Source organism: Arthrobacter sp. 10T416, from assembly GCF_056394165.1.
On the sequence record NZ_JBFTHI010000001.1, the window covers coordinates 135,061 to 150,202 of the forward strand.

General features: G+C 65.3%; 14 protein-coding genes and 1 tRNA gene. 8 read left to right on the forward strand and 7 right to left on the reverse strand.

Going from position 1 to position 15,142, the window contains the following annotated elements:
* Positions 1 to 39 precede the first annotated feature (39 nt).
* The 7 genes from AC1DBE_RS00605 (at position 40) to AC1DBE_RS00635 (ending at position 8,794) form a co-directional block, all read left to right on the forward strand.
* A tRNA-Sec gene (locus AC1DBE_RS00605) sits at positions 40 to 134 on the forward strand.
* A gap of 35 nt (positions 135 to 169) precedes the next feature.
* On the forward strand, positions 170 to 1,501 hold the full coding sequence (selA, locus tag AC1DBE_RS00610) for an L-seryl-tRNA(Sec) selenium transferase (protein WP_476969302.1): 1,332 nt from the start codon (positions 170 to 172) through the stop codon (positions 1,499 to 1,501).
* A 3-nt stretch (positions 1,502 to 1,504) separates the two neighbouring features.
* Positions 1,505 to 3,301, forward strand: coding sequence for a selenocysteine-specific translation elongation factor (gene selB, locus AC1DBE_RS00615; protein WP_476969303.1), 1,797 nt, complete (start codon positions 1,505 to 1,507; stop codon positions 3,299 to 3,301).
* A 688-nt stretch (positions 3,302 to 3,989) separates the two neighbouring features.
* The gene (locus AC1DBE_RS00620; protein ID WP_476880312.1) at positions 3,990 to 5,942 is read left to right on the forward strand and encodes a S8 family serine peptidase; all 1,953 of its coding nucleotides are present in this window, start codon (positions 3,990 to 3,992) and stop codon (positions 5,940 to 5,942) included.
* A 605-nt stretch (positions 5,943 to 6,547) separates the two neighbouring features.
* A complete protein-coding gene (locus tag AC1DBE_RS00625) occupies positions 6,548 to 6,835 on the forward strand; it encodes a DUF6221 family protein (RefSeq protein WP_476880311.1) in 288 nt (95 codons plus the stop codon).
* Positions 6,836 to 7,010: 175 nt separating this feature from the next.
* Positions 7,011 to 7,343 carry a hypothetical protein gene (locus AC1DBE_RS00630; protein WP_476903436.1) on the forward strand — a complete coding sequence of 111 codons (333 nt, stop codon included), beginning with the start codon at positions 7,011 to 7,013 and terminating at the stop codon, positions 7,341 to 7,343.
* A gap of 413 nt (positions 7,344 to 7,756) precedes the next feature.
* A complete protein-coding gene (locus AC1DBE_RS00635) occupies positions 7,757 to 8,794 on the forward strand; it encodes an LLM class flavin-dependent oxidoreductase (RefSeq protein ID WP_476903435.1) in 1,038 nt (345 codons plus the stop codon).
* A 193-nt stretch (positions 8,795 to 8,987) separates the two neighbouring features.
* Here AC1DBE_RS00635 and AC1DBE_RS00640 read toward each other — a convergent pair whose 3' ends face one another.
* The 4 genes from AC1DBE_RS00640 to AC1DBE_RS00655 form a co-directional block, all read right to left on the reverse strand.
* Entirely contained in the window at positions 8,988 to 9,431 is a 444-nt protein-coding gene (locus AC1DBE_RS00640; RefSeq protein WP_476880551.1) for a YdeI/OmpD-associated family protein, read from the reverse strand.
* 102 nt (positions 9,432 to 9,533) lie between these two features.
* Entirely contained in the window at positions 9,534 to 10,097 is a 564-nt protein-coding gene (locus AC1DBE_RS00645; protein ID WP_476903434.1) for a dihydrofolate reductase family protein, read from the reverse strand.
* Between the two features lie 192 nt (positions 10,098 to 10,289).
* Entirely contained in the window at positions 10,290 to 10,877 is a 588-nt protein-coding gene (locus AC1DBE_RS00650) for a TMEM175 family protein (protein ID WP_476880432.1), read from the reverse strand.
* A gap of 583 nt (positions 10,878 to 11,460) precedes the next feature.
* Positions 11,461 to 11,748, reverse strand: a complete 288-nt coding sequence (locus AC1DBE_RS00655; protein ID WP_476969304.1) for a hypothetical protein — start codon at positions 11,746 to 11,748, stop codon at positions 11,461 to 11,463.
* 422 nt (positions 11,749 to 12,170) lie between these two features.
* On the opposite strand from AC1DBE_RS00655, the gene AC1DBE_RS00660 reads away from it, so the two are divergent.
* Positions 12,171 to 12,725, forward strand: coding sequence for a GAF and ANTAR domain-containing protein (locus AC1DBE_RS00660; RefSeq protein WP_476969305.1), 555 nt, complete (start codon positions 12,171 to 12,173; stop codon positions 12,723 to 12,725).
* A gap of 42 nt (positions 12,726 to 12,767) precedes the next feature.
* Here AC1DBE_RS00660 and AC1DBE_RS00665 read toward each other — a convergent pair whose 3' ends face one another.
* The 3 genes from AC1DBE_RS00665 to AC1DBE_RS00675 form a co-directional block, all read right to left on the reverse strand.
* Positions 12,768 to 12,932 (reverse strand): hypothetical protein, encoded by a 165-nt coding sequence (locus AC1DBE_RS00665; protein WP_476880429.1) that lies wholly within the window; start codon positions 12,930 to 12,932, stop codon positions 12,768 to 12,770.
* Between the two features lie 125 nt (positions 12,933 to 13,057).
* On the reverse strand, positions 13,058 to 14,002 hold the full coding sequence (locus AC1DBE_RS00670) for a carbohydrate ABC transporter permease (RefSeq protein ID WP_476903432.1): 945 nt from the start codon (positions 14,000 to 14,002) through the stop codon (positions 13,058 to 13,060).
* On the reverse strand, positions 14,002 to 14,967 hold the full coding sequence (locus AC1DBE_RS00675) for a carbohydrate ABC transporter permease (RefSeq protein WP_476903431.1): 966 nt from the start codon (positions 14,965 to 14,967) through the stop codon (positions 14,002 to 14,004). Before AC1DBE_RS00675 ends, AC1DBE_RS00670 begins: the two co-directional genes overlap by 1 nt.
* Between the last annotated feature and the right edge of the window lie 175 nt (positions 14,968 to 15,142).

A 15,142-nucleotide genomic window follows, 5' to 3' on the forward strand; every position in this document is an offset into this window, starting at 1 on the left:
TAGCGTACCTCCCGAGGCAACCCTGCTATATTGATGCGCGGTGGCGTCCGGGTCCTGGTGGGCCCCCCGGTCTTCAAAACCGGTGCGGTTGAGTATCTCGGCCTGGCGGGTTCGATTCCCGTCCGCCACCGCCAACTTCAAGCATGACCGCCGGCGCCGAAGGAGGGCTGTGGACCACGTTGACCCCCGGCGCTTGATTCCCCGGACCAATGATCTCCTGGCGCTGCCAGCCGTCCGCGAGGCCAGGTCCCGGCTCAGTGAGCGGATTATCCGTGACCTCATCACGCAAGCCCAGGAGCGGGCGCGCCGCGGTGAGCTCCCACCCCGGCTGGTCGAGCGGGAACTGCTTGCCGCCCTCGCCGCACGGCGGCCAACAACGCTGCACGCGGTCCTGAACGCCACCGGCGTCGTCGTCCATACCAACCTGGGACGCGCCCCGCTCTCCGAAGCCGCGGTGGACGCCCTCGTCACCGCCAGCGGCTACGTTGACGTCGAGCTGAACCTCGCCGAAGGGACCCGGTCACGCAGGGGAGCAGGCGCCCGGGACGCCTTGCTCGCCGCTTGCCCCGCCGCCGAGGACGCCCTGGTGGTCAACAACGGTGCGGCCGCACTGGTTTTGGCCACCACCGCCCTGGCCTCCGGCCGGGAGGTGGTCATTAGCCGGGGCGAGCTGGTCGAGATCGGTGCCGGCTTCCGGTTGACCGACCTGATGGAATCAACCGGCGCGACGCTTCGGGAGGTTGGCACCACCAACCGCACGCACCTGCGCGACTACGCGGACGCGCTGGGACCGCACACCGGGTGTGTGCTCAAGGTCCATCCGAGCAACTTTCGGGTCGATGGCTTCACGTCGGCCGTGCCGCTGCACGAACTGGGTCCGCTGACCGAGTCCAACGGCGTGCCGCTCGTGGCGGACCTCGGCAGTGGGCTGCTCGCACCGGACCCCCTCCTCCCCGACGAACCGGACGTGACCTCCGCGCTGGTGGGCGGGGCCGACGTCGTCATCGCCAGCGGCGACAAGCTGCTCGGCGGCCCGCAAGCGGGCTTGCTGCTGGGCAGCAAGGAAATGATCGCGCGGTTGGCCCGCCACCCGCTGGCCCGGGCGGTTCGCGCCGACAAGCTCGCCCTCGCCGCCCTGGAGGCGACGCTGGCCGGGGGACCGCCTCCGGTTCTTCAGGCCCTGCACGCCGGAGCCGATGAATTGCGGCGGCGCACGGACAGGCTTGCCGAGGCCCTCGATGTGCCCGTCGTGGCCCATGACGGCCGGGTAGGCGGCGGCGGCGCCCCCGGGGTTCCTTTGCCGGGATGGGCGCTGCGGCTACCGGAGCGCCTCGCGCGCTCTTTGCGCACGGGTGACCCGGCCGTACTGCCCCGCGTCCACGACGGCGCCTGCCTGATCGATCTGCGCTGCGTTCCCGCTGCGGACGACGAACGGATTCTCCATGCTGTACGGCAGGCCCGGGCATCCCTGACGGCTGCCGACGCGGGCGGAGCGGGCTAAACAGTGCACGTCATCGCCACGGCCGGGCACGTCGATTCGGGCAAGAGCACCCTGGTCCGCGCCCTCACCGGGATGGAGCCGGACCGGTGGGAGGAGGAACGGCGCCGCGGCCTGACCATCGACCTCGGCTATGCGTGGACCACCCTGCCCTCCGGGACAGACGTAGCGTTCGTTGACGTCCCCGGCCACGAACGATTCCTCGGGAACATGCTGGCGGGAATCGGCCCGGCGCCGGTCGTCTGCTTCGTCGTCGCCGCCGATGAGGGGTGGCAGGCGCAATCCAGCGATCACCGCGACGCCGTCCTCGCCCTCGGCATCGAGCACGGTGTGGTGGTGTTGAGCCGCGCGGACCGGGCCTCGGGAGACCGGCTCGCGGACGTATTCGCCAGAACCCGGGCAGAGCTGGGCGGAACGGGGCTGCAGGCGGCGCCCGCAGTCGCGGTGTCGGCCGTCGACGGAACTGGTCTGCCCGAACTGCGCGCTGCACTCGACGACGTCCTGGCCCGGATACCTGCGCCTACCCCCACAGGGCGCGTCCGACTGTGGGTGGACCGGTCCTTCACCGTCACCGGATCGGGAACGGTGGTCACCGGAACGCTGGCGGCAGGAACGCTTGCCCGGGGTGACCGGATGGAACTTATCGGCCATGACAATTCCCGCCCGGTGGTTATCCGCGGCCTGCAGAGCTGCGACACCGCCCGCGACTCGGTAATGCCGGTCAGCCGGGTGGCGTTGAACCTTCGCGACGTCGCCGCCGCAGAAATCCGCAGGGGAGACGCCCTGGTGACTCCGGACGCGTGGCCCTCCACCGGCGTCGTCGGCATTCACCGCACCTCGGGCGTCGCCTATACGGACGTGCCGGAACAACTCATGGTGCACGTGGGAACCGCGTCGGTGCCGGCCCGGCTCAGGCCATTCGGCGCCGACCACGCCCGGCTCGTCCTCGAAAGGCGCCTGCCGCTGGTCCTTGGCGACCGCCTGGTGCTGCGTGACCCGGGGCGGCACTCCGTGCTGGGTGGCGCCCGCATCCTCGACGCCGACCCGCCACCCCTCGTGCGGCGCGGCGACGGGGCCAAGTGGGCGCAGCGGCTCGCCGGGATGGATCCCGCCGGTGACCTGCTGGGAGAAGTGGCGGCCCGCGGGGCGGTCCGGGCAGACCATCTGAACCGGCTCGGGCTGCTGTCCGGCCAGGACCCTGCCCAGCTGCCGGGCCTGGAAGTGCTTGGTGAATGGTGGGTGCACGCGCCCGTCCTCGGGGCCTGGCGGCAGCGTCTGCGTGCCGTCGTCGAGGAGCTGCAAAAGCGGGACCCGCTGGCTCCCGGGCTGTCGATGGGGGCGGCCGTCGGCCTGCTCTCCCTGCCCGACGAAAGGTTGCTGCCCCACGTAATCGACGGCGCACAGCTCGAAGCGGACGGCGGCCATATCCGGATCCCCGGCAGCAAGGACAAACTCGGCCCCGTCGAGCCGGCGATCGCCGCGTTGGAACGCCGGCTCACCGCACATCCCTTCCACGCGCCGGAAGCCGACGAGCTGGCCAAACTCGGTCTGGGCAACCGGGAGCTGGCCGCCGCCGAACGGGCGGGGCGCCTGCTTCGGCTGCGTGACGGCGTGGTGCTGCTGCCAACGGCGCCGGCCCTTGCGATGCGCACCCTTGCCGGCCTGGATCAGCCGTTCACCACAAGCCAGGCCCGTCAGGCCCTCGACACAACACGCCGGGTCGCGATCCCACTGCTGGAACATCTTGATTCACGAGGTTGGACCCAGCGCCTGGATGCGGGCCACCGCAACGTTGTGCGCTGACCCAAAATATTTCCCAAGACCCAGAACCCCTGGCACCCCCTAATGGCGATGAACTGCTGCCGATGACAGGCAGTAAATCCGCCCCCTGGAAGGGTACTTCGCCCGCACACCCACTGGCACTGTCCCTCCTCGATCCTCCCTGCGGCAGCGCCCCGACAGCGCCAAGACGCCACCGGCCGCACGGATGGCCGGCGGCCGAAAGCCTGGACTGTGTCCTCTCGACACCCCGTTGAATCGACGCTAGTTTATGCCTCTGAACAACGGCGCGTCTTCGGAAATGTTCGGATCTCGACCAGGGATATAGCCTCCATGTCGGCGCGAGAAGTGACTGAGCGAACGGGGAGCATCGGGCCAATGCCGCCGGGCTCGACAATAAAGGCGTCCGACGCAAGCCTGAAACGACGGCAGCTCCCCGTCGCTCCAGCGTGGCCGGTCCGCTGTCTGTGAACGGTGCTGCATCGTGTCGGTCCCGGACACGGCGGAGTCCCGGCGTAGCTGCGGGAGCCGGCGGCGGGGCGTAGACACATCAATCCTCGTTTGAACCGAGCCCGGAGATGGGGGAACGGCTTATGGGTGCCAAAGGATTCCCGCAGGATTAATGCGGTTCCACGGCCCGGGTTGGCCTCCGCCCCTACCCTTGAAGATGACGGTTTTGCCCCTGCCGCCCCACCGTTTCAAGGAAATCAAAATGCGCCTCTCGACCCTCCGCTCCTGCCTGGCCTCTATGTTGCTGGTCTGTCTTTCGGTGCCTTCGGCAGCATCCGCGATCGCCGCGCCGCCGGCGCCCGGGTTCCCGGCGACGGCGCAAACCGGCCAGACCGAAACCGGCCGTTACCTGGTGCGCTATGTTCCCGGGTCCGACGTCGCCGCAAAGGTGCGTAGCCTCCGGTCCCGGCATATCGCCGTCGGACGCACTTTCTCGAGAGCGGTTCGCGGCGCCGTTGTCACAGCCACCGCGGCCCAGGCGGCAGAGCTGAGGAGCTCGGCCGGCGTTGCCGGCGTCGAGCCCGACGCACGCGTAAAGATTTCGGACACCGAACAGCCTGCACCGTGGGGTCTGGACCGCATCGATCAACGCACCCTGCCCCTGTCCGGTTCCTACACCTACACGGCCGCGGGCGCGGGCGTGAGCGCGTACGTGATTGACACCGGTGTTTTCGCCGGCAACACGGACTTCGGCGGCCGCGTCGCAGCGGGCTGGACGGCGGTCACCGACGGGCTCGGAACGGGTGACTGCAACGGCCATGGAACCCATGTGGCCGGGACCATCGCCGGCAAGACGTACGGGGTCGCCAAGGCTGCCACGATCATTCCGGTACGGGTCTTGGACTGCTCCGGCTCCGGTTTCAACTCGGATGTGGTGGCCGCCCTTGACTGGGTCGCCGCCAACCATCAGGACGGCGTGCCGGCCGTGGCGAATCTGAGCCTGGGTGGCGCGGCCAGCTCTATGGTGGATGCCGCGGTTCAGGCGGTGATCAACGACGGGGTTACGGTCGCCGTGGCCGCCGGCAACGCCTCAGTCGACGCGTGCAACAGTTCCCCAGCCCGGCTGCCGGACGCCCTGACGGTCGCAGCGAGCGACTCCTCGGACCGGCAAGCCTCGTTTTCGAACTTCGGCGCCTGCGTTGACCTCTACGCCCCGGGCGTGGGTATCACCTCAGACGGCATCGGCACGACGACGGCGACGGCCACCATGAGCGGCACCTCCATGGCGACCCCGCACGTGGCTGGCGCTGCTGCCCTGGTCCTGTCGCACAGCCCGGCGCTGAGCCCCGCGGCCGTCGCCGCGGCGTTGACCGCCGAGGCCAGCCCCGGCGTGATCGCAGCCCCGGGCGTCGGCACGCCCAACCGGCTGTTGAATACAGACGCTGCACGCCTTGCTCCCCTCCCGGTCGGTACAGTTTTCCGCCCGTCCATCGGCAGCGCCGCGGACACCGTCGCGGCGGCGTCCGACGGCGTGCTGTGGAACTACCGGGCGACCGGCAAGGGCGGCTTCCAGCCGCGGGAAAAAATCGGTACCGGCTGGTCTGGGCTGATCCACGGATTCGTGACCGACTGGAACGCGGACGGTGTCTTCGACGTGATCGCCCAATGGAAGGACGGACGGCTGACCTTCTACCCCGGAAAGCCCGGCGGAGGTTTTGCCCCTGCCCAAGCTATCGGAACCGGCTGGGCCAGCTACAACGTCACCGTCGGCCGCTGGCGCACCACCGACAAATACCCAGGTGTCGTCGCGTATGACTCCGCGGGCACCCTGTGGTACTACGGCAACAGCACCGGAAAAACCCTCAGTCCTCGTATCAAGACAGGGACCGGCTGGGGAGGCCTGTACGTCACCATGGCCGACTTCGACCAGGACGGGGCGCAAGACCTGTTGGCCAAGCGCACCGATGGTAGCCTGGTGCTGTACCGTTCCACCGGAACCGGCGGCTTCATTTCCGAACCCCGCCGCACCGTGGGCACCGGCTGGAACAGCATCAACAGCATCACGCGCCTGGACGGCTTTCGGGGAGCCGGCGGCCACGGACTCACCGCGCGGATCACCGACGGCCGGCTCGCGTACTATCCCTACCGCCAGGGAACCTGGGGAACCCGCACCGTCGTCGGAACCGGCTGGGGAAGCTACAACATCTTCCGCTGACGCACCAAGGGATCCTGCACAGGCGCTGCGGTCCCGTAGGTCTTCTAGCTGGGGAAGGCCCACGCACCGGGGTTGGGCTTACCGGTGCCTCCTCCGTCGTCATCCTTGCCGCAACGTCGGCACCGCCTATACAGCGTGCCATCGTCGGCGTGTTCGGTGTGCCAATCGTGCCGAATATTGGACCGACAGAGCAGTGAATTGAGCATGGTCGTCTCCGATGCAAATGGGTCGCCCCAGGACCGCAATTAATTGTCCCACCGAACGCCGATGCCGGACAGAGAGCGCTGAGCTTGCCTGAGCCGGGACGGACAGTAGCCCTGGGTCGGATCCCTGGAGGCCCTGGTCTAAGCAGGCACTTGCTGTGGGGTGAGAGGAAAACGCCACGGCTGCCGAAAAACGCCCCCGCACCGGTCGGCGCGACCATACGTGCGGGGACGTCTTCGGGGCGTTCTCCCGCCATTGGGGGGTGGAAGAACTCGGATCAACGTACAGCCGGCGTAATTGCGGGTCAACCCCCAGATCGAACGGTTGGCATCGTCCCCCGGTTGCTCCGGGCCATTGTGGCCGGTGCGTCGGAGCGCACCCGGATGTGGCAAAATTCACCGGTGCGCATCGTTGAATTCCTGGAGGACCGTATCGACGAGGAAGAAGCCCGCCTCGCGCATGCCGAAGCGGGTTCTCCTTCGGCGGCGCGTCTCACGCGGCGCCTGCTAGCGGAGTGCGCCCAAAAGCGCGCAATCATCGAGGACTGGAAGCAGGCTGCGGAGGAGGCTGGGATCTCTTCGGCCGCTGAAGCAATGGACAGCATGGCAGTGGCGCGACGGGGCGCCCTAGGTATCCTCGCCGCCGCGTACAGGAATCACCCGGACTTCCCGACCGACTGGCGGGACTAGGTTGCCGCCGCCCTGCTTCAGCTCGAAAGGGTAACGAAGGGGTCGAAGCGGATAGGTCCGGGCCCCAGCTATTCAGGTTTTTCCCAGAAAGCCGCGCTAACGTCCCGGTCGGCGGGGCTGTCCCGCGAAATTCCTTAGGAGGACGATCTTGGGGCCGGTAAAAAGCTTGTGGGCCATGGTGCAGGGCGACCCGATCTTCATGCGACGGGTCAACGGCTGGCTCGCTGTTTTTTGGATCCTGATGATCCCCGTCTCGCTGATGATGGGTTGGCTTGATTCCGTGACCTATGTTTCGGCGCTGTCGCTGTGGGCGCTCGTTTCCGGCCATTGGTCGGCGTGGCAAGCCGCACGGGTGGAAGTCGCGCAGGCGGAAGACGCCGAGAAGCGCGACAAGGAAGATCTCGTCGCCGAAGTTGTTGCCGCTCTTCTGGCCCGGACCGATCTGCAACCTTCGCCACAGACAGGAGCGGGTCCTGCCGTTGCGTCCGCGACTGCCGACGTGCCCTGACAGTTACAAAAGGTGTCACGGAAAGGTCGTGCCACGATCGCCGGTGGCAGCGAAACGGCAATCCTCTTGGACGGAGTCGAGCACACCCTCGGTGGCGGCGCAGGCGTGCGGGCTCTTTAGACGCTCCAACCCGTACTGATATGTGACGTAGACCAGGATTAAAGCCCCAGGATCGCCTCTTGCGCGCTGGTAAGCCTCCCGGAGCCCCGTGCCTTGATCAGGGCGCTGGAACCGGCCAGCGCCCCGCGGCCGTCGAACGCCCCGACCACGGAGGCCCGCAAGGCCCCCGGCCTCTCCTGCCAATGACCCCGTGGGAAGCGGCGGACGGGCCGCAACGGCGGCAGGCGCGGAGTCGGTCCGTGCCGCGGGAGGGGCGCGAACTGGGGCCCGCGGGAATAAGAACCCCCGCCGCTATGTTCTTTTTGGGTGTGAAAAACATCGGTTTCCTGTCCTTCGGCCATTGGACCGACCACCCGGAGTCCGGCACGCGCAACGCGTCGGAAGCGCTGTTGCAAGCGATCGACCTCGCGGTCGCGGCCGAGGAGCTGGGTGCGGACGGAGCCTACTTCCGGGTCCATCACTTCGCGCAGCAATACGCCTCCCCGTTCCCGTTGCTCGCTGCGATTGGGGCACGGACAAGCCGCATAGACATCGGTACCGGCGTGATCGACATGCGATACGAGAACCCGCTCTACATGGCGGAGGACGCCGGCGCGGCCGACCTGATCTCTGGTGGCCGGCTGCAGTTGGGCATCAGCAGGGGCTCACCCGAGCAGGTCATCGACGGGTGGCGTCACTTCGGCTTCGTCCCCGCTGAGGGCGAGTCGGACGCCGATATGGGCCGCAGACACACTGAGCGTCTGCTCGACGTGCTCGCTGGCGAGGGTTTCGCGGCGCCGAGCCCCCGCCCAATGTTCCCGAACCCTCCGGGCCTGCTACGCGTGGAGCCGCACTCAGAGGGCCTGCGTGAGCGCATCTGGTGGGGTTCCGGCTCTAACGCCACGGCCATCTGGGCGGCGAAGCTCGGGATGAACCTGCAGAGCTCCACGCTTAAGGACGACGAGAGCGGCAAGCCCTTCCACGTCCAGCAGGCCGAGCAGATCGAGCTCTACCGGCAGGCCTGGAAGGATGCGGGGCACAAACGGGAGCCGCGCGTCTCGGTCAGTCGCAGCATCTTTGCACTGACGGACGACCGCGACTGGCAATACTTCGGCCGCGACCGCCACAGCTCCGACCAAGTGGGCAACATCGACGAGAAAACGCGCGCGGTTTTTGGCCGATCGTACGCGGGTGCCCCGGACGAACTGGCCGCGAAGCTGGCCGAGGACGAGGCGATCGCCGCGGCAGACACCCTTCTGCTCACGGTCCCGAACCAGCTCGGTGTCGACTACAACGCCCACGTCATCGAGTCGATCCTGAAGTACGTGGCGCCGCAGCTCGGCTGGCGCTGACCCACGCGTCAGGTTCCCCTAGCAGACTACCCAGCGGGGCCGGCACGGGCTCCGGTCACGGCGGCCGGGCCGGCCGGCGGCCGCCTTTCATGAACTCCAGCGGAGACCGTGTCGTCGTTTCGACGGTTCCCGTTAGGGTCGGGCGAGGCGCCATTGGTCTTCGGCGGCGTTCGCGGCCGAGGATACAGACGGGCTACTTCTTGCCGGCCAGAAGGTCGGTCACCACCTTGGCGACTCGGCGGGAGCGGGTCTCTGCTGTTTTAGCGGCCGCGAGCGGTTCAACGTAGCGCCGCTGGCTGCTGTAGTTCAGTGTCGCAAAGAACGCGTTCGCCTCGGGCTCCGATTCCAGAGCGGCGGCAAGGTCAGCTGGAACGTCGACGACGCGCGGCTGGAGGTCCAGCGCGAGATCGACCTCGACGGTGTCGCCGGCAGATACTCCGGTGAGTGTCCGGTTTACGGCGCTGACGCCGACCATGTTGCGGCCGCCCATCACTGCGATGCTGCTGTTGTAGCTTGCCCCGTTGATGGTGACGACGACCGGCGGTCTCCTGCCCGCGCCCAGAGCGCTGACGATTTCCTCGGGGACTTCGATGCCCGCCTTGTTGCCGCTACCTAGGATGGTTGTGGTGAACTTCATGATCACAGTATGCCTCCGGTAATTTCGATAGCGCGGCGCCGCGCAGGCCAGGGAAGTGGCGGCTGTTGTCCAGACGGGCGACGGCGCTTTTCGGGATTGCGCTCAGCGCCTAGCCTCATACCTACTCATGGCGACACCGCCGGGAAACGTCTTTTGCTCGACCAGGTTCAGGTTCACCCGGCTGTCCAGTGCGGTAAAGAACGGTGTGCCGCCGCCCACCAGGACAGGATGGGTGACCAGTGCGTACTCATCGATGAGCCCGGCCCGCATGGCCGCCGCGGCCAGGGTTGCGCCCCCGATGCTCATCGGACCGCCGTCGTCGGCCTTGAGCCGGGTGATCTCGGCGACCGCGTCGCGGGTGACCAGGCGGGCATTCCAGTTGACCGTGTCGATCGTCGAGGAGAACACCACCTTCGGTGTGTCCCGCCAGTTCCGCGCAAATTCGATCTCCGCGGAGGTGGCGTTGGGCTGCTGGTCGCCGGTGGGCCAGTGGGAACTCATGACGGTCCAGAGCTTTCGCCCGTACAGGGACAGGCTGTTGGCCAGCTCCACGTCCAGCCACCACTGGAAGAGCTCGTCGCTTTGCACGCCCCAACCGATGTCATCGCCAGGTGCGGCGATATAGCCGTCGAGGGTCACGTTCATGGCGAAAATGAGGTTCCGCATGGCGCCAGCTTTCCATCGGGAGGTCGACGTCGTAAAGACCTATATGAATGGAATACGCTCGTGAACGGTTTCCAGTTGGCTGCTCTGATGGCGGGACAGCCGTCGTGCGAAAGTCGCCGCAAGGATAAGGACGAGCGGAGGACAGGGGACCTATTTTTGATCGTCGACGCCATGGCTTTTTTCGTTCAGCAGTTAGGCCTGGCTCGTGGTCTTGAGGACATGCTCCATACGGCGGTCCGGAACCAGCCAGAGCAGGGCTGCAACGGTATAGAGCCCGAGGCCCAGCAACGGTTGCAGCGTCGCTAAAGCCATGCCAAGGAGGTAGATCAGGGGTGAGGCTTTGCCTTTCCAATCGCGCCCCACGGCTCGTGAGAGGGCGCCTTCGTGCCCCTGTTGGCGGATCAGAGACTGTTGCAGAACAAAATAGGCGACGGCGGCACAGAACAAATTGAGTCCATAAACCAATACTGGCACCTGAGCAAAAACGAACTCATCCATCCAGCGCGTGGTGAATGGAAACAAGGACAGCCAAAACAGAAGATGCAGATTGGCCCACAGGATGGATCCGTTGACCTTTTCAGCGAGGTGGATCATGTGGTGATGGTTGTTCCAGTAGATCCCCACGTATATGAAGCTTAGGAGATAGCTCAAGAACGTGGGCAGCACGTCCGCCAATCCCGCCCAGCTCGGCTCGAGGGGTACCCGCAACTCCAGGACCATGATCGTAATGATGATGGCGAGCACGCCGTCGCTGAAGGCCTCGAGGCGGTTTTTATTCATGCTGAGAATTCCATCAAGTACCCGAGAATGCGGTCCGATCGAACAACGCCGGAAGGCGCCGAGGGCCGGCCAGGCTGCGGCTGGCCTCCACTGAGGAGCGAACTCCTTGAAATCTACCCGGACGCTGCGGCCGCGGCAACCAATACCGTAGGGCCGGCTTCGCATCGATGCAGGTCCCTGTTCGCGGTGTTCGGCCTGCCCACGCCGTCCAAGGCGGCAGCTCGGAGCGGTATGTTGCCCGTTATCTCCCGCGCGATCTCGTGGGGTGGCCACGGTGCGGCTGCTTTTGAATGCGTAAATGCAGCGTTGCGGTTCCCGGGATATGGCCGTCCCCCAATGGACGGCCATATCTTCAGGTGCCTGGGGCGCGGTTAGAGCCGGTGTGGGGAGCGGGGGAGTCTCGGCCCCCTTTTGGCTAATTCCCGGTCGATCAGTGCGAGAAGCTCAGATACCAGAGCCGGGTTTTCTGTGCCGTTCGCAGTGAGCGCAGCTTGTCGTAGTGCGGTCAGTTCGCGCGGCGGCAGGGCGGCCCAACCGGTATACGAGTGCACGGTACGGTCGCAGGCGCTTGTACGGATGGCGTTCATGCGGCCTGCCTCAGGGTGGGCTGAGACCTGTTGCTGCCGCTGTGCCGCATGGCGCCCGGATGGAGTCCAGAGCTGGCCAGGGCGTCCAGGGTGCCCGCCGCGTCGTACCGAAGTTGACTGCTGTCAAGGTCGGCCTCGCACTGGGGGAGGACGCGCTCAGCCCGGTGGCGAAGGGTGAGGAGGACTTGGATGTTGCGCGTGGTCAGCGTGCCAACCGGGCGGATCGTGACAGTCGAAGCGTCGAGGTCCACCGAGATCGTGACGCTGAGTTTGCCGGTAGTCATAGATCTGAAGCTCTCTACTAAAAACGAACGGGCCGCGCCTTGACCCAAAAAATATCGTAGGGCACCACTTTTGTACGCGGAAGTAACTTAGGTCACACTCGTAGCCCACAGTGCGTTGTGGGGGCGGGGTCCAGCATCCAGGGTCCGGTCGGCGCAGGCGGAGTGCCGGTCTTGAGGTCCGCGGGGTAGCCCGCCCGGTCTTAGAGGGGTACATAGTTAGGTATGGAACCGACGAGTATGCCCGGCCCGATCGACGACCGGCGGGAACCGGTGGTCGCGGAAATTCAGGACTTGCTCCTGGCGACTCAGGATGTTGCGGATTTCCTCGATGAGCTTGCCTGTTATGCCGCTGCCAATCTGTCCTCGGGCAGCAATGAGGTGTTCTGCGGATTACGTTGTTACGTCACGGCTCGGCGGGAACGGTGGCCAGCAGCGGTGAAAAGGCACTCAAGCTCGACGAGCTGCAGTACCAGCTCGATGAGGGACCATGTTTGATGGCCAGCCGCAGGCAATTGCTGGTCCACATTCCAGACTTGGCCGGTGACGAGACTTTCCCGAACTACAACGCCATTGCCACCGCTAACGGCATCAGATCCATCCTCGCCGTCCCGTTTCACCTCCCTGACAACACGGTCCGCGCGGGATTAAACCTTTATTCGGAAAAAGCCAACGCGTTTGGCGGCGGAGCGGTAAACCTTGCCCAGGAGTTCGTCTCTCAAGCCTCCAAGGGCCTGAGATTGGCGGTGTTGCTCTCTCAGCACAGCCAAGCAGCCGAGAGCCTGCGGCTGGCGATGACGTCGCGCACGGTGATCGACATGGCTGTTGGCGTCATCATCGCGCAGAACCGGTGCACGCAACAGGAGGCGTTTGATCTAATCAAGTCTGCCTCGAACCACCGCAACCTGAAGCTCCGCGATGTAGCAGCTTCCGTCGTCGAATCCGCGGGCGGAGGAAAAGTCACCACGCACTTTGACTAGGGCGGCGCGGCTAAAGGCAGCGCCCCGCGCCCGTTGCAGTTGTTATGCCTGTTCCTCGTCATGCGGGCTCTGCGCCTGCTTCTCGTCGGGAGAGGGGCCCGGTGTGAGATCGGGGTCGACCACCGGGGAAAATGCATCGGCCGGCACCTCATCGCCGGCGGTTGCGTGGTCCGGATCAGGTGGGTCGTTCGTCGGTCGTATGTCCATGGCACCACGGTAGGTGCCGGTTGCAAAGGTGTCGATGGTTTTTCGTATACAGCTGGTGCCGGGCTCCGGTGGGGCAACTCCGCGGTAGTCTCCGAGGTCCACCCTCGCTTATCCCAGGCCCCTTGTCAGCCTTTCCTGCCCTCTGTGGCTACGCCCTCGATAAAATGACGTTGGCCAAAGGCGAACAGGACCAGCATCGGCAATGTAATGAGCAGCGTTGCGACCATCACGTACTGGTAATCGCCCTGGCCGCCGTTGGTGGGGCTGTACTTGGTCATCGCGTAGGCGATCCCCAAGGGCGCGGTGAAGCCTTCGACGGAACCGGCGTTCAGGTAGATCAGCGCGGACTGAAGATTGTTCCAGCTCGCTTGGAACTCGAAGATGAAGATCACCACCAGCGACGGGATGGACAGCGGCAGGGCTATCCGCCGGAAAAGTCCGAAGTAGCTGGCCCCGTCGATTCGGGCCGCCTCGAACAGTTCGCGGGGGAGCCCGAGGAAGAACTGCCGCTGCAGGAAAATGTAGAAGGCCGAGCCGAATAGGTTCATTCCGAAGAGAGGAATCCAGGTGCCAAGAACCCCCAGGTTCTTCCAAATCAGGTACTGCGGGACCATCGTGACGGCACCCGGAAGCATCATGGTGGCCAGCACAAGTCCGAAAAGGAAACTGCGGCCGGGGAAGCGGAAGTAGGCGAAACCGAACGCGACCATAGCGCTGGAAACCGTGACGAGGGTGGCGGCCAGCACTGCGATGAGGAAGCTGTTGACCACCCAGTGAACCAGCGGTAGCTGGTCCCAAACCTGCAGATAGTTTTGCGGTGAGAACGTGCGGGGGATCAGCGCATTGTCGAACACTTCCGAGCGCGGCTTTAGGCTGGCCGCGATAAGCCACACCAGCGGGTAGAGAAAAGCACCGCTGATCACGATCAAGATCGTCCAAAGCGCCAACCTGGCCGCCGCAGGACGTGCACCCCGCGCCCTCCGTGGGGGTCGCCGGCCGCCGGAGGAAACGACCGAAGTCTCTGCAGCGGCGGCCGGTTCGGCCGTGGCTTGTGTCCGTAGTGTCGCCATCAGCGTTTTTCCCCCTCGTAGTAGACGAACCGATTCCCGATTTTCACCTGGATAAGGCTGATCAGCAGGATGAAGACGAACAGCACCCAGGCCATGGCGGCGGCGAACCCGAAGTTGAACTCCCGGAACGCCTGCTGGAAGAGGTAGATGCCGTAAAACAGCGACGCCTCGGGGGCCGTGCTGGTCTGGTCGCGCCAGAAAAGAAGATAAGCCTGATCGAAGATCTGCAGCGCCGCAATCGTCAGTACAATCACGTTGAAGAAGATGGCTCCCGAAATCATGGGGACCGTTATGGAGAAAAATTGACGGACGGGACCTGCGCCGTCCAGGGACGCCACCTCGTAAAGGTCCTTCGGGACGCTCTTGAGCGCCGCCAGGAAGATAACCATCGTGCCGCTGACTCCCCACAGGGTCATGAGGACGATTGAGGGCTTTACCCAAGCCGGATCAATCAGCCACTGGGGTCCGGTGATTCCGAAGAATCCAAGCGCCTGATTGATGGCTCCGGTATTCCCGTTCAACAGCAGAAGGAAGACTGCGGCGGTGGCGACTGATGGCGTCATTTTGGGGAGGTAGTAGACGGTGCGAAAGAAACCGGCGCCGCGCCCGACCCGGTTCAGCAGGAGCGCGAGCCCCAAGGCCACGCAGATCTCCAACGGCACCGCCAACACAGCGTAAAACAGCGTATTGGCTAGTGAGGAAGCAACCTTGGGATCCTCGAAGAGTTGCGCGTAGTTTGCTGTCCCGGCTGGCCGCGCCACGTTGGTGGCGAGGTTGTACCGGCTGAAGGAAATGACCAAGCTGTATGCCATGGCGCCGAGCATGAACACGACAAACCCTACGAGCCACGGCGCAATGAACAAATAGCCCGCCACCGCTTCGCGGCGGTTGTATTTCTGACGTCCCGGACGAGCGCCGCGCTTTGCCTTTGGTGGCACGACCTTGCCGGATGCGCTTGCGGTCATCGCTGGCCCCCAATCCCTGATTCTTAGGCTCGAATCAGCGTTCCGCCGCCCGCAAACAGCGCGTGGGCGACCTCTTGCGTCAGTCGGTTGCTTCGGCTAACTTTCGATTTAGCAAGCTTACTTACAATGTGGCAGTTACGGGGGCGTTTCGCCGAAGAATTCCTAGCTGCGAAGT